We start from the raw sequence: 17042 nt of genomic DNA, 5'->3' as shown, positions 1-17042 counted from the left end.
GTGAAGGTAGCACTCATATGTCTGCTGGGTGCTTCAACGCTGACAGTTGCGTCGTGCGGAAGTGAGGTTAGTGGCTCTGGGGCTGCAGGTGCTGCCGTTTCATCGGCGTCCACCCGGAGGGCTGAGCCTTCCATCAACGGGACTCCTGATCCTGATCTGCAGAAGCGTTATGGAATTTCCGTTCCAAAAAGTGCGACAAACGCTTCCTTTGGCCAGCTCCAGGTTGAGGGTGGCGGCGACCTGTGGGTGTCTTTCAAGACTGGAAAGGACGGACTCGATTCTTTCCTCTCTGGTCTCGGGATCGGCGAAGAAAGCATGACTCCCGGTGTCACGGCATTCACTTCAAGCGACCTTGAAATGACTGGATGGTTCATTGACCCCACACATCCGGTGAAGGGGATCATGGCTCCAGCGAAAGAGGGCGACATGAAGAGTCCGAGCCATAAGGTTACAGTCGATTATGCGGACCCCGGCTCGATGGCGGTGTACATTCTGGCAGGCAAGCCCTAGGTGTTCTGACCCGTGAGGTTGGGGACGCGGCTTGCGGGTGGTTTGCCTGCGAGTGCGGTGTGTCCGCGGTGGTGATTGTAGGTGTGGAGCCAGTCAGGGTAGGCGTCGCGTCGTTCCTGCTCGGTGCGGTAAGGCCGGGCATAGGCCCATTCGTCGAGCAGGGTGCGGTTGAAGCGTTCGACCTTGCCGTTGGTCTGGGGCCGGTAGGGGCGGGTGCGCTTGTGCGCGATGCCCTCGGTTGCGAGGGCATCGCGCCAGACCCGGGAGCGGTAGCAGGAGCCGTTGTCGGTCAGCACGCGCTGGACGGTGATCCCGGCCCGGGCGAAGAACGCCTGGGCTCGGGTCCAGAACGCTGTGGCGGTTTCCTTGCGCTCGTCGGGCAGGATCTCGCTGTAGGCCAGGCGGGAGTGGTCGTCGACGGCGTTGTGCAGGTAGCTGTAGCCGACTTTGGAGCGCTTCTTGACTCTGTTGCTCTATTCGGTCCTGGGTCGCTGACTGCGGCATGATCGCTCGTGCGGTTGTCTCGTGGGCAGGCGGTCGCGGGGGTGGTGCGAGTGTCGATGAGAGCGGCGGGACTGCCGGAGGTCCCGGAGCAGACGGCGCTGGTCGCGGCGGCGGCCTTCCCGAAGGGGACGCTGGCGATGCGGATGCGGGAGAAGCTGGCCGAGGTCTTCGCGGACGAGCCGTTCGCACCTGCGTTCGGGGTGCGCGGGGCTCCAGGTCCGTCACCGGGGATGCTGGCACTGGTCACGGTGCTGCAGTTCGCCGAGAACCTGACCGACCGCCAGGCAGCCGGGATGACGGTCCGGGCGATCGACTGGAAGTACGCGCTCGTGCGCCACGAGGCGCCATCACTCCGGGCAAGGGTGAGAGACCCTTGCCGCTGGTCTGTCGCAGCAGACTAGCGAAGCTGGGGGCAGTCTGACCGCGGAGACGCGCGGGAGGGCGGCAAGCAGCCCCGACAACGACGGGACGCACCGGCACTGCCAGACGGTGCGGGTCCGGCAAGCAAGACGAGACGCCGTACGAGAGGAACCAGCGTCTGAAGCCCCGTAACACTTCCACCGGCTCCAATCTGGTGGATCTGGGCCGGGAAGCAGTGCTCGACCCCCGTGAATCGCGCGGGGGCGTCTCCGAAGCCGGATAAGTGCGCCGGTGGGGAGGCCATGCCGAAAGCCTGCGGCGTAGGCATGGCGATGCTGCCGGGGTACAGCTGGGCGGCTCACTCGACAACCGGATGGTGGTGAACGTGGGAAGCGGTCCGATGCCGCCCTTCCCGTCCAACAGCCAGTTGGGCGAAGGGCAGGCCCGTCGTCGGCTGACGGCACCGGGTCGTGGCGGAGTCCTCGTAGTAGTCCGAGCGCGCGAAAGGCGCGTACACGGCGAAGGAGGACAGCAAGTCAGCAGTGGAAGGACTGGAAGACCAGGAGGTTGTCGCCGGTGAACACCGACGAACTGCAGTCCGCCCTGTTCGGGGCGGAGCTACGGGTACTGGAGATCCAGACGAAGCTGCACCGTTGGGCCCGCGAGGATTCTCATCGCAGGTTCGATGACCTGTTCAATCTCGTTGCCGATCCCGCGTTCCTGCTGGTGGCGTGGGCTCGGGTGCGGGGCAACAAGGGAGCCCGCACGGCCGGAGTGGACGGTGAGACCGCCTACTACGTGGAGACCGTGCGGGGCGTCGAGGTCTTCCTCGACGGGCTGCGGACCTCGATCAGGGACCGCAGTTTCTGCCCGCTCCCGGTGAGGGAACGGATGGTCCCCAAGGCGGGCGGCAAGCTGCGTCGTCTGGGGATCGCGACCGTGACTGACCGGGTGGTGCAGGCGTCCCTGAAGCTGGTGTTGGAGCCGATCTTCGAGGCGGTTTTCCTCCCGTGTTCCTACGGGTTCCGCCCCAACCACCGGGCTCACGACGCGGTGGCCGAGGTCCGCCACCTCACCTCCCACTCCTACGAGTGGATCGTGGAGGGCGACATCAAAGCCTGCTTCGACGAGATCTCGCACACGGCCCTGATGGACCGGGTGCGCGCTCGCGTCGGGGACAGACGCGTCCTGGCCTTGGTGAAGGCGTTCCTGAAGTCCGGAATCCTCGGTGAGGACCGCGTCCTTCGGGAGAACAACACCGGAACCCCGCAAGGGTCGATCCTCTCCCCGTTGCTCAGCAACGTGGCTCTCTCCGTCCTGGACGAGCACATCGCCCGGGGTCCGGGAGGACCGGCGAGCACCTTCAACGACCGGCTCAAGCGCCGTCGTCGCGGACTGCCGAACTACCGGCTGATCCGTTATGCGGACGACTGGTGCCTGGTCGTGTCGGGCACCCGTGCCCACGCGGAGGCGCTCAAGGAAGAGGCCGCTGGGGTACTCGCCACGATGGGTCTGCGCCTGTCGCCGGAGAAGACCCTGATCACCCATATCGACGAGGGCCTCGACTTCCTCGGCTGGCGCATCCAGCGCCACCGGAAGCGAGGAACCGAGAAGCACTACGTCTACACCTACCCGTCCCGCAGGGCCCTGTCGGCCGTGATGGACAAGGTCAGGACGCAGTGCCGAAAGACAGGCACTGACCTGCCGTTCGACACCCTGCTCATCCAGCTCAACCGGATGCTGCGGGGCTGGTGCGCTTACTTCCGGCCGGGAGTGTCCAGCGCCACCTTCCAGTACCTGACCTCGTACGTCTGGGGCCGGGTCATCTGGTGGCTACGGCGAAAGCACCCCCGGATGAACTGGAAGGACCTCCGCCGGCGCTTCTGCGGCGGGGGCTGGTGGCCGGCCAGCGAGGAACGGGAGCTGTTCAGCCCGGCGAAGGTAGGCACCACGCGCTACCGCTACCGGGGATCAGTCATCCCCTCCCCATGGCCGACCACGGGATGAGAGAACTCCTCACGGGTCGACAAACGGGGCTTGTGGAGCGCCCGTTGCGCTGAGAGGCGCACGGCGGGTGCGGGAAGCGGTCCGGAGAAACGGGCCAGTCGAAAGGCCGAAACCGCGCTCCGGACCGACTTCACGGCCTGGAACTTGCCGATCCCGGCTTCGACTTCACGGTGCTGGCCAAGTTCCGAGCCCGGTTGGTCGAGCACGGTATGGAACGCCTGATCTTCGACCGGCTGGTGGAGCACTGCCGCCAGGAGGGGCTGATCTCGGCCGGGGGCAAGCAGCGCACCGACTCCACCCATGTCATCAGCGCCGTGCGGGACTTGAACCGGCTGGAGCTGGCGGGCGAGAGCGTGCGTGCGGCGCTGGAGGCGCTGTCCATCGCGGCTCCGGCCTGGCTTGGTCGGGCGATGCCGGTGGCGGAGCTGGAACTGCGCTACGCGGCCAGGGTCGACTCGTGGCGGCTGCCCACCTCGAAGACGAAGCGGGACCGGCTGGCCGAGGTCTACGGCCAGGACGCGCATCAGCTGCTGCACGCGATCCACGCACCCGACGCCCCGGTATGGCTGCGGGAGATCGAGGCGGTCCAGCTGCTGCGGCGGATCTTCATACAGACCTACTACGTACACACCGACACCCGGGGACGGGAGGTGGTCAGGAAGCGGGAGGCCGAGAAGGACGGCGTCCCGCCCGGCCAAGTCCGGCTCGCCTCCCCCTACGACCCGGACGCCCGCTGGTCCGCCAAGGGAGACGAGCTGTTCTGGTGCGGCTACAAGGTCCACCTCACCGAGACCTGCGACGACGACACCGGCGGCGCCCCGGTGGGGGCCAAGTCCCGGACTCCGAACCTGGTCACGGACGTGGCCACCACCGTTTCGACCGCGCCGGACGTGACCGCCACCGCCGGCGTCCAGCAGCGACTGACCGAGCGGCAGGTCAAGCCGGGCGAGCACTACCTCGACTCCGGCTACCCTTCAGCCGACCTAGTCACCGCCGCCGCACACGAGGGCATCACCATGATCACACCGCTGCTGGCCGACCACTCCCGGCAGGCCCGGGCCGCCGAAGGCTTCGACAAGAGCGCCTTCCGCGTCGATTGGACAGCCCGTCAGGTCCGCTGCCCCGAGGGTCGCACCAGCACCGGCTGGTATCCCGTCCAGCAGCACGGCCACGATGCCATCGTGATCGAGTTCGCCCGCTCCCACTGCGGCACCTGCCCGTCCCGCGACAAGTGCACCACCGCCGCGCGCGGCAACCGCATGCTCACCCTGCGGCCCCGCGAGCTGCACGAGACCGTCGCCGCCGCCCGCGCCGAGCAGAGGACCGATACCTGGCAGGCCAAGTACGCCCTCCGGGCCGGGGTCGAGGGCACCATCAACCAGGCCCTGGACGTCACCGGGTTGCGCCGGGCCCGCTACCGCGGCCTGCCCAAGACCAGCCTCCAGCACGCCTACTCCGCCACCGCGATCAACGTCATCCGCCTCGACGCCCACTGGTCCGAAGGCCCCCGACACCACCGGACCAGCCGACTCACACGGCTCGCCCACCAACTCGCGGCCTGATCACCGACCCGAATAGAGCAACAGAGTCACGGGGAGCTACAAAGCCGATCCGGTACGGGTGGCGGCCTCGCCGGGGCGCACCCGGCACGCCCGCCGGGCAGTCCGGTACGCACGACAGCGCCAACCGACGGTGCCGTCGTCCGCGGCCGCTCCTCCTTCTGCCTCCACCAGGACGAACGGGACGAGCGGGGGCAAGGCCGATGCCGATCTTCGCCGCCCGGTTCGCCACCCGGTTCGCTGCTCGCCTCGGACGGCGGTGCGGCCGCACCGCCTGTCCACCGGGGATCCCCTGTCGGTCCTGCCCGCCCCGGGATCGGCCCCACCGAGCCCGCTCGGACTGGGGCCCTGACAGGTCGGCCCGGACCCCGGCCGACCGCCGGGCGACTGCCGGGCGCGCAAGACGCACCCGGCCCGGCACCCCCGCTCAGTAGGGGTACCGGGCCGGAGACCTGGCACCGGAGACCGGGGCCGGGCTACCGGGCCCGAGGGGTGGGCGAGTGGGACACCCGCGCCGGGGACGGGATCGGACCGGCGGCTCGCCGTGAGGAGCGGGGACGAGGGTGCGGACACGGTGGGCGGGGCGGGAGCGGACACGGTGGGCGGCAGGCCCGGGGCAAGGCGGCCGCCCCGGGCCGCCGGGAGTGGGCGCGTTGCGGGGCTGATGGCAGGGCGGGTTGCGGCCGGGGACGGGACCGGGGTCGGGGTCGGGGTCGGGGTCAGCCGCGGCCCAGGCGGTAGCCGACGCCGTGGACCGTGATGATCCATTTGCCGCCGAGCTTGGCCCGCAGGTTGCTCACGTGGGTGTCGATCGTGCGGGTGGACGCCACCCACGTGGTGTCCCACACCCGAGCCATGAGCTCCTTGCGGGACAGCACGGTCTTCGGATCGGCGGCCAGGGTGTGCAGCAGGTCGAACTCCTTGGCCGTCAGCACCACCGGCCGCCCGTCCAGCCGCACCTCACGGGTCGTGCCGTCGATGTGCAGCGGACTGAGCGAGATCGTGTGGGAGACCTGCGGCCGCGGATGGGCCCGGCGCAGCACCGCCTCGATGCGCGCCAGCATCTCGCGGATCCCGCAGGAGGCGAGGACGCAGTCGTCCGCTCCGGCCTGCAGGGCCAGCACCCGGTCGAGTTCGGTGTCGTGGGTGGCGATGGAGATGATCGGCTTGTCCCCGGTGCGGCGGATCAGCCGGCACACCTCCAGACCGTCGACGTCGGGCAGGTCGAGGTCCAGCAGGACCATGTCGCAACCCTGGTGCGCGGTCAGCGCCTTGGCGCCGGTGTCGACGCTGCTCGCCGTGTAGCCCTGGCGCTGCAGGTCCCGCACCCGCAGCTGCGCGGCCGCGGCATCACCCGCGACGACCAGCACCGCCACCACCCCCGCGCCCTGCCCCTGCGCGGGCGGAAAGATCACGGACGGCAGAGCGGCCGACGACAGGGCCGCGGGCGGCAGGGTGGCGGGCAGGGTGCCGGTGGCCGCTGCGGCCGAGGGGACCGTCACCGCCGAGGAGGCGAGAGCGGCCGGCGCCGCCCCAGCCACCGGTTGGCACGCACGCGCCCGGTGGGCCGAACGCGCCCCGGTTCTGGGCATCTGATACGTCATCTGAGTCATTGCTCCCCCGGGGATTCGTAAGCCAGTCGGGCGCATATGGGTAGCGCCCTGGCGCCGCGCGCCATCCGCTCGGCGGCCACCGCCCGAAACGCCTCCGGGCCGGTGATGGACGTGTGCGAGGTCATGGACCGAAACGACGGGACGACCGCCCGGCAGCGGCGGTCGGTCGCACCGGCGGCGGGACGCCGCCGGTGCGACTCCCGGCCCCGGGCGGCCCGGACCGTGTGGGCGGTACGGGCCGCCCGGGGCCGGGCAGTGCGGCACGGACGATACGGGCGACCGAAGCGGTACGCGGGGTACGCGCGGTACCGGCGGCGGGCCCGAGGCACGGCGACGGGACGGCGGAGCGGACGCCACGGGCGTGCGCCTGACCGATCGTCACCATGCCCTCCCCTAGCCAGGATCGACCGGCCCGCCCTGCCCCCGGCGACCCATGATTCAAACATACACTCCAGTCCGTTCCATGGCCACAGGCTAAAGATGGATCACGGTTCATCAATATCCCACCGTACGACGGGATGCGGGTGCGCCGCTGCCCGATCGGGCATCGCGCGGCGGCGATGCTGCCACCCTCACATGAAGTGCACTCAGATCCATATTTGTATGAGAGGATAATCGTGAACCAACATGCAACGAAGTCGATGCAGTGGAGGCCCCGTGCGCCAGCCCCCGGACGAAGCAGCGCCCACCGCGCCGCGACGCGAGCGCAGGAAGGAGCGCACCCGGGAGCACGTGTACGCGGCGGCGGTCGCCCTCTTCAGCCGCCAGGGCTACGCGGACACCTCCGTCGCCCAGATCGCCGAGCAGGCCGGCATCGGACGCGGCACGTTCTTCAACTACTTCCCGCACAAGGACTGCCTGATCAACATCTGGACCCAGGAACGCGTCCGCAAGCTCCACCGCCGCCTCGCGCCCCGCCTCCAGGACGCCTCCGACACGGTCGGGGCGCTGCGCGCGTGCATGTCCACCCTCAGCGACCTCAACGAGGAGGAACCCGAGCTGAGCGCCGCCATGCTCACCGCCTGGATCCAGACCGGGCGCCTCCTGCAGCCCGGCCCGCCGCTCGGCGCCATCCTCACCGGGATCGTCGAACAGGGCCGCGCCCGCGGCGAGATCCACACCGCCGCGAGCGCCGAACAGATCGCCGGCGCCCTGCGCGACCTCTACATCGGCGCCCTCCACCGCTGGAGCCGCCCCACCGCCGACCGCGCCCACGGCCGCCTCGACACCGAACTCCAACAAGCCCTCAACCTCCTCCTGCACGGCCTCACCCCCCACCGCCCCCCACCCCGCCCCCGCCCCGGCGCAGGCGTCAGCGCCCGCGCCGACACCCGCACCGCGAGCAGTCGATAGACCACCCCGGACGGGACGCACCCCCCACCCGGCCACGCCCGGACGGCGGCGCCACGCACCCGCACCGCCCGACGGCCTGCGCGCCGCCGCACGGCCGGGCGGTCGGGCGGTCGGGCGGTCGGGCGGTCGGGCGGGGTGTCGGACACCGGTCAGGCCATCGCACTGGTGGTCGGCCAGGTGGGGTGTCGGGTGTGGGATGTGTCACCGTCACGCCCCCGGGGTGCTCCGGACCGTTTACGATCATGGACTCCGGGAGCGGGGCCCGCCGTGCCGCGGCAGCGGCCCGTTCGGCGACCGGCGATCGGAGCCAGGAGAAGCACACGTGACCACCCCCACCGCCGCGCCCGACAGCTACTACCAGCGCACCGGCGAGCACCGTTTCAAGCCCACCCTCCACGCCCAGGGCGCCTGGCACCCCGACGAGCAGCACTTCAGCCCGCTGGGCGGACTGATCGTCCACGCGATCGCGTGCCACCGGGCCGGCCGCGGCGGCGACCGCCTGGCACTGGCCCGGATCAGTTTCGACATACTCGGCCTGATCGCCCTGGAGGAGTGCGAGATCACGGTGGAGACCCTCCGGCCCGGGCGCACCATCGAACTGGTCGAGGCGACCGTGGTGATCGGGGATCGCGCCGTGGTCCGGGCCCGCGCGTGGTTCCTCGCCGAACTCGACACCGCCGCCGTCGCCGGCACCCACGAGGGGCGTATCCCCGCGCCCGAGGAGTTGGAGCCCTGGACGATGGGCGGAATGTGGGGCGGCGGCTACATCGCCTCGATCGACGTCCGCCGCCGCGAGAGCGCCCCCGGCCGGGCCACCGCCTGGATCACCACCCCCGTCGACCTGGTCGCCGGGGAACCCAGCACCGCGCACGCCTCCTTCATCGCCCTGGTGGACACCGCCAACGGCATCGCCGCACGCAAGCCGCCCACCGAGTGGATGTTCCCCAACACCGACCTGACGATCCACTTCTTCCGCCGCCCCGAAGGTCGCTGGACCGGCCTGGACACCAGCGTCAGCTTCGGCCCCACCGGCCACGGCATCACCAGCACCGTCCTGCACGACCAGCACGGCCCCCTCGGCCGCGCCGAACAGATCCTCACCGTGCGCCCGCAGAACCCCACCTGCCCCTGAACCGGGCGGCCGCCCGGCCCGGACCACACCCCGCCCCGCCGGGCGGCCGGGCGGCCCACGGCACCCCGAGCGCCGGGCCGACCCGTCACACGGACCGGCATCACCGCCCGGAGCAGACGCAAACCGGCCCACGCCGCCTCGACATCCCGAGCCCCGCGCCGACCTTGGCCCACCGCACCGCCACCACCACCACCGGATTCACCACGCTGCCCCACCCCGAGTTCATCAGTTGATGGGCACATGAGCCAGGTCGGGCTGGTGTCGTAGCAGGTCAGCGCGGTGTGACTCGGCGAAGGGCCGCGAAAGTGTGGGCACACGATTTCAGGGAGGATCTTCCTCTGTACTGGCCTGTCGTGTGATCATGCGGGCATGTACTTGCGGAAGACCCAGCGCCGGAACAAGGACGGCAGTGCCGTGCGGTACGTCCAGCTCGCCAACAACCGGCGGGTGGACGGGCAGACGCAGGCCGAAGTGCTGGTCAACCTGGGCCGTGAGGACAGGCTCGACCTGGACGCGCTGCGCCGCCTGGTCGCCTCGATCAACCGCTACCTCGGCGAGGACGACGACGTCACGGCCCCGCTCGGGACCCAGGCCGGTCCGCTGCAGGTGGAATCCTCCCGCCCGATCGGCACGATCTGGCTACTGGACCAGCTGTGGAAGCTGCTCGGCATCGACACCGCCCTGGCCCGGCACCTGGACGGGCGCCGTTTCCGCACCGACGTCGAGCGGGTGCTGTTCGCCCTGGTCGCCAACCGCGCCGTCGCCCCCGGCTCCAAGCTCGCCGCAGGCGAGTGGGCCACCCGCGACGTGGTGATCCCGGGCCTGCCCGAACTGGACGGCAACAACCAGGCCCTGCGCGCGATGGACCTGCTCATCGAGGGCGACGCGACCGGCGCCGTGCAGGAGACGGTGTTCTTCGCCGCCGCCCACCTGCTCAACCTCGAAGTCGACCTGATCTTCTTCGACACCACCAGCACCTACTTCGAACGCGACGGCGAGGACGAAGAATCCGACGAGGCCCTGCGGCGGTCCTGTCGATCGACCGGGCCAAGGTCGCCGCCGAGTCCCGACTCGACGGCAAGTACCTGCTGGCCACCTCCGACCCGGACCTGTCCGCCGAGGATGTCGCGCTCGGCTACAAGAACCTGCTGGAAGCCGAACGTTCCTTCCGCACGATGAAGTCCACGCTCTACCTACGGCCGGTCTTCCACCGCCTGGACGAGCGGATACGCGCCCATGTGCTGCTGTGCTGGCTGGCCCTGCTGCTGATCCGCGTCGCCGAACGCCGCACCGGCACCACCTGGCGCACCATCAGGAACGAACTCGGACGGATCCACCAGGTCACCCTCGCCGGGCCGGCCGGACGCCTGCAGCAGACCACCCGCATCACCGACACCCAAGCCCGGCTCTTCAAGGACTGTGGAGTACCGATGCCACCAAAGATGAGCGGCATCCAGACCACCGAATAGCCCCTGAGCTGGGAAAACATCCACCAGAGCCGTGGACACACGCCTCCAGCAGTCCCGCATACCGTTCCCGCAGGTCAACCCGCGAATCCGCCCACCACGTGTGCCCGCCTACTGATGAAGTCGGGCCCACCAGGCGACCGGTCGAACCGACATCCACGTGGCCGATGCACCCACCCCCCGGCCCAAGACGACGAGGACGCACCGACAGCCCGAACACGGGCGAGTCGGTGGTCGACGAGCATGCTCACGAGCCACCGACTCACCCGACGACCACGCTCTGACGCACCGCGTTCAATCTCAGGACAAAGGTTCGTAGAACGGACGGTCAGGCGCGAACCTGCGAGAACACACCGTCACGTCCTCACCCCTGAGATAGGCCAGCAACCAATCACTGAACGTCATCTCATGAAGAGTCCACGCCGGACTGTCGAACTCCTGAACCACGACACGCCAAGGCAACGACGGCCCATCCGGAACGCGAAGGAAGACCCACTCCCCCGTCATCGCCGACGCCACCGGCATCAACTCACCGGGGCCCGACCCCACCGGACTGGGCAGGAACTCTGCCATGTCCTCCTCGCGCCAGAGCTCAAGATCCCCCCGGACGGACCGTCCCAGACTATGCAGAAGATGACCGGCAGGATGCTGCACATACAACTGCCCGTTGATCTGGACCGAACCATAGGCGTCCACGATCTCACGGAAGTCCGCGGGGAACTCGATACCGAACTCCCGCTCCATCTCGACCCATGGCGCCGCATCCGACCAGTTGAACCGGGGTTCACCCAACAGGGATCGGATCTGTGAAAGCGTTGCCACCACTAAGCCCCTTCCGCGGTCTCGGACGCCCTGAGCGGCGTCTCCACCCCAGCAGCCTACGAGCCGCCGCCCACCCGGCGACCATCCCGGGAACCGCCTCCAGCCCGAACGCCACCGCGAAATGCCGGCGATCCCCCCATCCACTCCCCCCGGCCACAACATCCACAAGCCTGCGGAGCCCGGCGCCAGCACACCCCACACCCAGCCCGCCCCCCAACACACACCGGCGCCAATGAACTTGAACACGTGATGTCGGATAGGGGACCCGCCGTGCGGCCTCGGCCTCACAACTGCTCTACAGCCCGGCGATCGGCAGCCGTGCAGCGACAGTCACCGCGAAGTGATGCACGACCGCGAACGGCAGTGTTTGCGCCTCGTCGAAGAACACCTCTGCCGGCTCCTCCTCCCCGGGAGGGTAGGCAACCACCGTCACCGCCGCCACCCCGGGAGCCGGTGCGGCAGGCACAGAAGGGCCTCCGCCTGGAACCACGCACGCTTCGCTGAGCTCGAAATGGACGGTCCGGCCTTCACCCACACCAATCTCGGTGGTGAGGACGCAGTACAGATCACCGTCGCAGTCCCAGGCAGACAGAGCCATGACGGTGATGCTGCCACACCTGCCGCCGCCAACGACCAAGTACCCCGCAGCCCGGCCTGCCTACTGCCCAACGACACCCTCGGACCCCCTCCAACAACCCCATCACAGGCGCAATCCCGACACCCCCACCGCAAGAACAAACACGACACCTCACCCCCACCAACTAACCATCACCCCTGCACCCGACCACCAGAATCACGCCCACCACACCCTCAGAAGGCAGCACTTCCCCGCGGCGGACCCGAGCGGAACCAGAACCGGGGCCACCCAGCACCAAGGAGCAGGCCACGAGAGCCGAACCCCGACCCGAAGGGAACCCCCGGAGGCCCTGCCAAGAGGAACCTGGGAGACAGGTGGTGCTGACGGAGCGTCATGCATCCTGCTGGGCACGGGTGGTGTTGCTGGGGCGTGTCAACCCGACCCGGGCGTCCCACATTCCGAGACGGCCGGGTTCTCTTTGAAAACACTAGGGCCAAACTTGACTCGCAGTGTAAGTTTGCATCCTGCTCGTCCAACGGCAGTGCTGAAACGTCCTCATCGGTCGGATTCAATGAAGAGGTTGGGCCCATCCCATGGAACATTCGACACACGTCGCCCCCACTGCGCTGGCCGTCATCGGTCTCGGGTGCCGCTTCCCAGGCGCGGACGGGCCGGCCGAGTTCTGGCACAACCTGCTGGCCAACACGGACTCGGTCACCCCCGTGCCCCCCGAGCGCTTCGACATCACCCCCCACTGGGCACCCCACTCCGGCACCCTCGGCAAGACCGCCTCACGCCACGGCGGCTTCATCGACGACGTCTTCGCCTTCGACCACGCCTTCTTCGGCATCTCCCCCGCCGAGGCGAAGACCGTCGACCCCCAACAGCGCCTGCTCCTACACACCGCCTGGGAAGCCCTCGAACACGCCGGCATCCGCCCCTCCACCCTCGCCGGCACCCACGCCGGCGTCTTCGTCGGACAGGCCACCGCCGAGTACTCCGAAGTCTCCGCCTACCCCGGCGGCCCCCACATCCAGGACATGGCCGGCAGCAGACTGCGCGCCGTCACCGCCGGACGCCTGTCCTTCGCCCTCGACCTGCTCGGCCCCAGCCTCGTCCTCGACACCGCCTGCTCCTCCTCCCTCGTCGCCGTCCACACCGCCCGCCAGTCCCTGCTCACCGGCGAATGCGACCTCGCCATCGCCGCCGGCGTCAACGTCGTCCTCTCCAGCCACGACGCCATCGCCTACTCCCAGGGCGCCATGCTCTCCCCCGACGGCCGCTGCCGCTTCGGCGACGCAAACGCCAACGGCTTCGTCCGCAGCGACGGCGTCGGCGTCGTCATACTCAAACGCCTCACCGACGCCCAAAACGACGGCGACAACATCCTCGCCACCATCCTCGGCAGCGCCGTCACCAACGACGGCCGCGGCAGCGGCCTGCTCCTCCAACCCGCCGTCAGCGGCCAGATCACCATGCTCCACACGGCTGCCAGAACCGCCGGCATCGCCCCCGACCAACTCGACTACATCGAAGCCCACGGCACCGGCACCGCCGTCGGCGACGCCGTCGAACTACGCGCCCTCGCCCACGCCACCGCCCGCCCCACCGACAACCCCCTGCCCACCGGCTCCGTCAAGACCAACATCGGCCACGCCGAATCCGCCGCCGGCATCGCCGGACTCATCAAAGCCATCCTCATCGCCCAACACCACACCATCCCCGCCTCCCTCCACTGCACCCACCCCAACCCCGTCATCACCGACGAACAGCTCAACATCACCATCGTCACCCACAACACCCCCCTCACCACCACCCCCCGCGACCCCGCCCGTATCGGCATCAGCTCCTTCGGCATCTCCGGCACCAACGCCCACATCATCATCGGCACCCACCGCCCCACCCACACAACCAAAGAAGAGACACCCGACACGACAAACACCACCCCCCACACCACCGCCAGAGAAACGGCCGACACGGGACACACCACCAACAACAACCAAGCAACCACCACCCCCGAGGCCACCACCCACACGGCCGCGGAGGACACGGCCGTGGGGGAAACAGCCGACGCGGGACACACCACCACGACGAACACCCCGGCCACCACCGACACCCCCACCACCCCCGCCGGCCCGCCGGCCGCGGACACGCAGGCCGCGAAGGACACCGAGAACGACGAGCAGTTGCTGGTGCTCAGCGCCCGTTCCGCACGCTCACTGGCACTGCTGGCCTCGGCCTGGGCCGACTACCTGGAGGGCGACGGAAACCGCCACCGCCTGCGCGACCTGTGCGCGGCCGCCGCGCTGCGCCGCGACACCCACCCCCACCGGCTCTGGGCCCGCGGCGCCACCCACACCGACCTCGCCCACCGCCTACGCGCCATCGCCACCGGCAACCCCACCGCCGGCGCCGCCATCGCCCATGCCGGCTACACCCCCCGCCGCACCGCCTTCATCTTCCCCGGCCAGGGTTCCCAATGGCTCGGCATGGGACGCGACCTCCTGGCCTCCAACCCCACCTTCCGAAACGCCATCACCGCCTGCGACCAAGCCATCCACGCCGAACTCGGCTGGTCCCTGACCACCCTGCTCACCGAAGCCACCACCCTGCCCACCGACATCGACAAGGTCCAACCCGCCCTCTTCGCCATCGGCACCGCCCTCGCCACCACCCTGCGCGCCATGGGCCTGGACCCCGACGTCTGCCTCGGCCACAGCATGGGAGAGATCGCCGCCGCCCACACCGCCGGCGCCCTCACCCTCCACGACGCCACCGCCGTCATCTGCCGCCGCAGCCACCTCATGCGCCGCCTCGCCGGCCGCGGCGCCATGCTCGCCGTCGAACTCGGCGCCGACGAAGCCCGCACCCTCCTCACCTCACACCCCGACTACGCCACCGCCTGCATCGCCGCCGACAACTCCCCCACCGCCACCATCCTCGCCGGGCCACCCCACACCCTCACCACCCTCACCCACCACCTCGAACAACACGGCATCCTGTGCCGCACCGTCCGCGTCGAAGTCGCCTCCCACTCCCCCGACATGGACCTCATCGCCCACGACCTCACCACCGCCCTCACCGACATCACCCCCCAACCCGCCCACACCCCCCTGATCTCTAGCCTCCACGCCAAACCCCTCACCGGCACCGAACTCACCCCCCAGTACTGGCAAGACAACCTCCGCCAAAGCGTCCGCTTCACCGAAGCCATCCGTCACCTCTGCAACCACGACACCCTCTTCCTCGAAATCAGCCCCCACCCCGTCCTCACCACCGCCATCGACGAAACCCGCCGCACCACCACCGCCGAAGGCACCACCCTGCCCACCCTCCAACGCCACCACCACGAACCCACCACCCTCCTCGAAACCCTCGGCCACGCCCACACCCACGGCGCCACCATCGACTGGAACCGTCACTACAACACCACCACCCCACCCCACATCCCCGACCTCCCCACCTACACGTGGGACACCAACCACTTCCGCCGCCCCACCCAGACCACCACCCCCCACACCGGCACCAGCGGCATCAACCCCGACAACAACGGAAGCACCACCCACCACAACACCCCGGCCACACCTGCCCCCCACACCCAGGAAGCCCCCCTCACCCACTGGGGCATCACCCCCACCCACACCCCCATCACCATCCGCGGCCTACGCCCCCTCCCACCCACCACCTACCTCGCCGCCATCCTCCACACCGCCCACACCGCCCTCGGCCACCCCCACACCCTCACCAACACCCACCTCACCAACACCCTCCTCACCCACCACGACATCCCCCACACCCACCTACGCATCACCATTGACCCGCCCAACCCCGACGGCACCCGCCACGCGCACGCCCACATCCGCCGCACCCCCACCGCCCCCCTCGAACCCTGCGCCCACACCACCCTCCACCCCCACCCCACCCCCACCACCCACAACCGCCGCACCCTCCTCGACCACACCCTCGCCAAACGCCTCGACTACCACACCACCCAAGACTTCCAGCACCTCACCGACACCCACGGCATCACCATCGACCCCCACCACCAAGCCCACCAACACCTCTGGCGCCGCAACAACCTCGCCATCGCCCGCCTCCGCCCCACCACCCCCCACCCAGCCACCACCAACGACGCCACCCACGCCGCCGGCACCCTGCCCGTCACCTCCGCAACCGACGGCCTCACCTGGGAAGCCGGCCTCCTCACCCTCCTCGCCGCCTACCGACCCACCACCACCTACACCCCCACCCACTTCGGCACCATCCACATCCACCAGCAACCCCACACCGACTACTGGGCACTCGCCCGTGTCCGCCCCACCAAGCGCGGCCCCGCCCACGCCGACGTCCTCTTCCTCGACACCAACGGCCACACCCTCGCCGAATTCCTCAACATCACCCTCCAACCCCTCCCCACCACCCCCCGCAACCCCCACACCACACTCACCAGAACCCGCACCACCCTCACCACCCTCACCCACCGCCTCACCCCTACCTGCACCCTCACCCACCACCACACCACCCCCGCACCCACCACCACTCCCATCCCCATCCCCATCCCCGAACAACGCACCACCACCCACCCCACACCCACCAGCAACGACACCAACACCGGCACGGGCAACGGCACCAGCACCCCCGCCCAAACCCTTCTCCACCACATCGCCCACCTCCTCGAAATCCCCGAACACCACATCGACCACCGCCGCCCCCTACGCGACCTCGGACTCGACTCCCTCACGGCCACCCGACTACGCACCGAACTCCACACCACCCACGGCCTCAACCTCACCGCCGGACGCCTCCTCGGCCCCGAACCCCTCCACCACCTCCTCACCACCCTCACCCCCCAACCCACCCCCTGACACCCACCACCCAACCCACCCCCCAGACCCAACAACACCCGACCAACAGACCAAGAACACCCCCACCAGGCCCCCACACCACCCCCACCCGCCTATCGTTTCCACGCCCACCCCAAGAACCCACGCCCACCAGGCCCACCGCACCGCCCCCGCCCCCACACACCGACACCAACCGACACAGCGTCAAAAGCCAGACAGATCAACCCCGCCACTTCACCCCAAGCCCACCCCCACCAAAGCCCCTCCCCTCCGCCCCACACCCCCACCAGCCCAC

9 protein-coding genes and 3 pseudogenes are annotated in these 17042 nt (G+C 69.5%); 8 read left to right on the top strand and 4 right to left on the bottom strand.

Annotated features, from left to right (window positions below; translation table 11 throughout):
* Entirely contained in the window at nucleotides 1–510 is a 510-nt protein-coding gene (locus ACF9IK_RS36675) for a hypothetical protein (RefSeq protein ID WP_395298382.1), read from the top strand.
* Here the strand turns inward: ACF9IK_RS36675 and ACF9IK_RS36670 are convergent.
* Nucleotides 507–953, bottom strand: a pseudogene (locus ACF9IK_RS36670) (integrase core domain-containing protein); the annotation flags it as partial. The gene ACF9IK_RS36675 and the pseudogene ACF9IK_RS36670 overlap by 4 nt on opposite strands.
* Before the next feature lie 117 nt (nucleotides 954–1070).
* Between ACF9IK_RS36670 and ACF9IK_RS37090 the strand changes: the two are divergent.
* The 3 genes and pseudogenes from ACF9IK_RS37090 to ACF9IK_RS36655 all read left to right on the top strand — a co-directional run.
* A pseudogene (locus ACF9IK_RS37090) lies at nucleotides 1071–1343 on the top strand (IS5/IS1182 family transposase); the annotation flags it as partial.
* 607 nt (nucleotides 1344–1950) lie between these two features.
* Nucleotides 1951–3381 (top strand): group II intron reverse transcriptase/maturase, encoded by a 1431-nt coding sequence (ltrA, locus tag ACF9IK_RS36660; RefSeq protein WP_395292928.1) that lies wholly within the window; start codon nucleotides 1951–1953, stop codon nucleotides 3379–3381.
* Between the two features lie 209 nt (nucleotides 3382–3590).
* The gene (locus tag ACF9IK_RS36655) at nucleotides 3591–4943 is read left to right on the top strand and encodes a transposase (RefSeq protein WP_395298381.1); all 1353 of its coding nucleotides are present in this window, start codon (nucleotides 3591–3593) and stop codon (nucleotides 4941–4943) included.
* A 716-nt stretch (nucleotides 4944–5659) separates the two neighbouring features.
* Here the strand turns inward: ACF9IK_RS36655 and ACF9IK_RS36650 are convergent.
* Nucleotides 5660–6442, bottom strand: coding sequence for a response regulator transcription factor (locus ACF9IK_RS36650; RefSeq protein WP_395298380.1), 783 nt, complete (start codon nucleotides 6440–6442; stop codon nucleotides 5660–5662).
* Between the two features lie 768 nt (nucleotides 6443–7210).
* Between ACF9IK_RS36650 and ACF9IK_RS36645 the strand changes: the two genes are divergently transcribed.
* The 3 genes and pseudogenes from ACF9IK_RS36645 to ACF9IK_RS36635 all read left to right on the top strand — a co-directional run bounded on the left by ACF9IK_RS36645 (nucleotide 7211) and on the right by ACF9IK_RS36635 (nucleotide 10507).
* Nucleotides 7211–7906 (top strand): TetR/AcrR family transcriptional regulator, encoded by a 696-nt coding sequence (locus ACF9IK_RS36645; protein WP_395298379.1) that lies wholly within the window; start codon nucleotides 7211–7213, stop codon nucleotides 7904–7906.
* Nucleotides 7907–8228: 322 nt separating this feature from the next.
* Complete coding sequence (locus ACF9IK_RS36640) at nucleotides 8229–9038, top strand: thioesterase family protein (RefSeq protein ID WP_395298378.1); 810 nt, start codon at nucleotides 8229–8231, stop codon at nucleotides 9036–9038.
* Nucleotides 9039–9407: 369 nt separating this feature from the next.
* Nucleotides 9408–10507: pseudogene (locus ACF9IK_RS36635) on the top strand (IS1634 family transposase).
* 297 nt (nucleotides 10508–10804) lie between these two features.
* Here ACF9IK_RS36635 and ACF9IK_RS36625 read toward each other — a convergent pair.
* Nucleotides 10805–11326 carry an SMI1/KNR4 family protein gene (locus ACF9IK_RS36625; RefSeq protein WP_395298375.1) on the bottom strand — a complete coding sequence of 174 codons (522 nt, stop codon included), beginning with the start codon at nucleotides 11324–11326 and terminating at the stop codon, nucleotides 10805–10807.
* Nucleotides 11327–11621: 295 nt separating this feature from the next.
* Entirely contained in the window at nucleotides 11622–11924 is a 303-nt protein-coding gene (locus ACF9IK_RS36620; protein ID WP_395298374.1) for a hypothetical protein, read from the bottom strand.
* Between the two features lie 572 nt (nucleotides 11925–12496).
* On the opposite strand from ACF9IK_RS36620, the gene ACF9IK_RS36615 reads away from it, so the two are divergent.
* Nucleotides 12497–16768, top strand: coding sequence for an acyltransferase domain-containing protein (locus ACF9IK_RS36615; RefSeq protein WP_395298373.1), 4272 nt, complete (start codon nucleotides 12497–12499; stop codon nucleotides 16766–16768).
* Nucleotides 16769–17042 lie beyond the last annotated feature (274 nt).

Source organism: Kitasatospora hibisci, assembly GCF_043950205.1.
Lineage (GTDB): Bacteria > Actinomycetota > Actinomycetes > Streptomycetales > Streptomycetaceae > Kitasatospora > Kitasatospora hibisci.
This window is presented reverse-complemented; position numbering and strand designations above follow the sequence as displayed.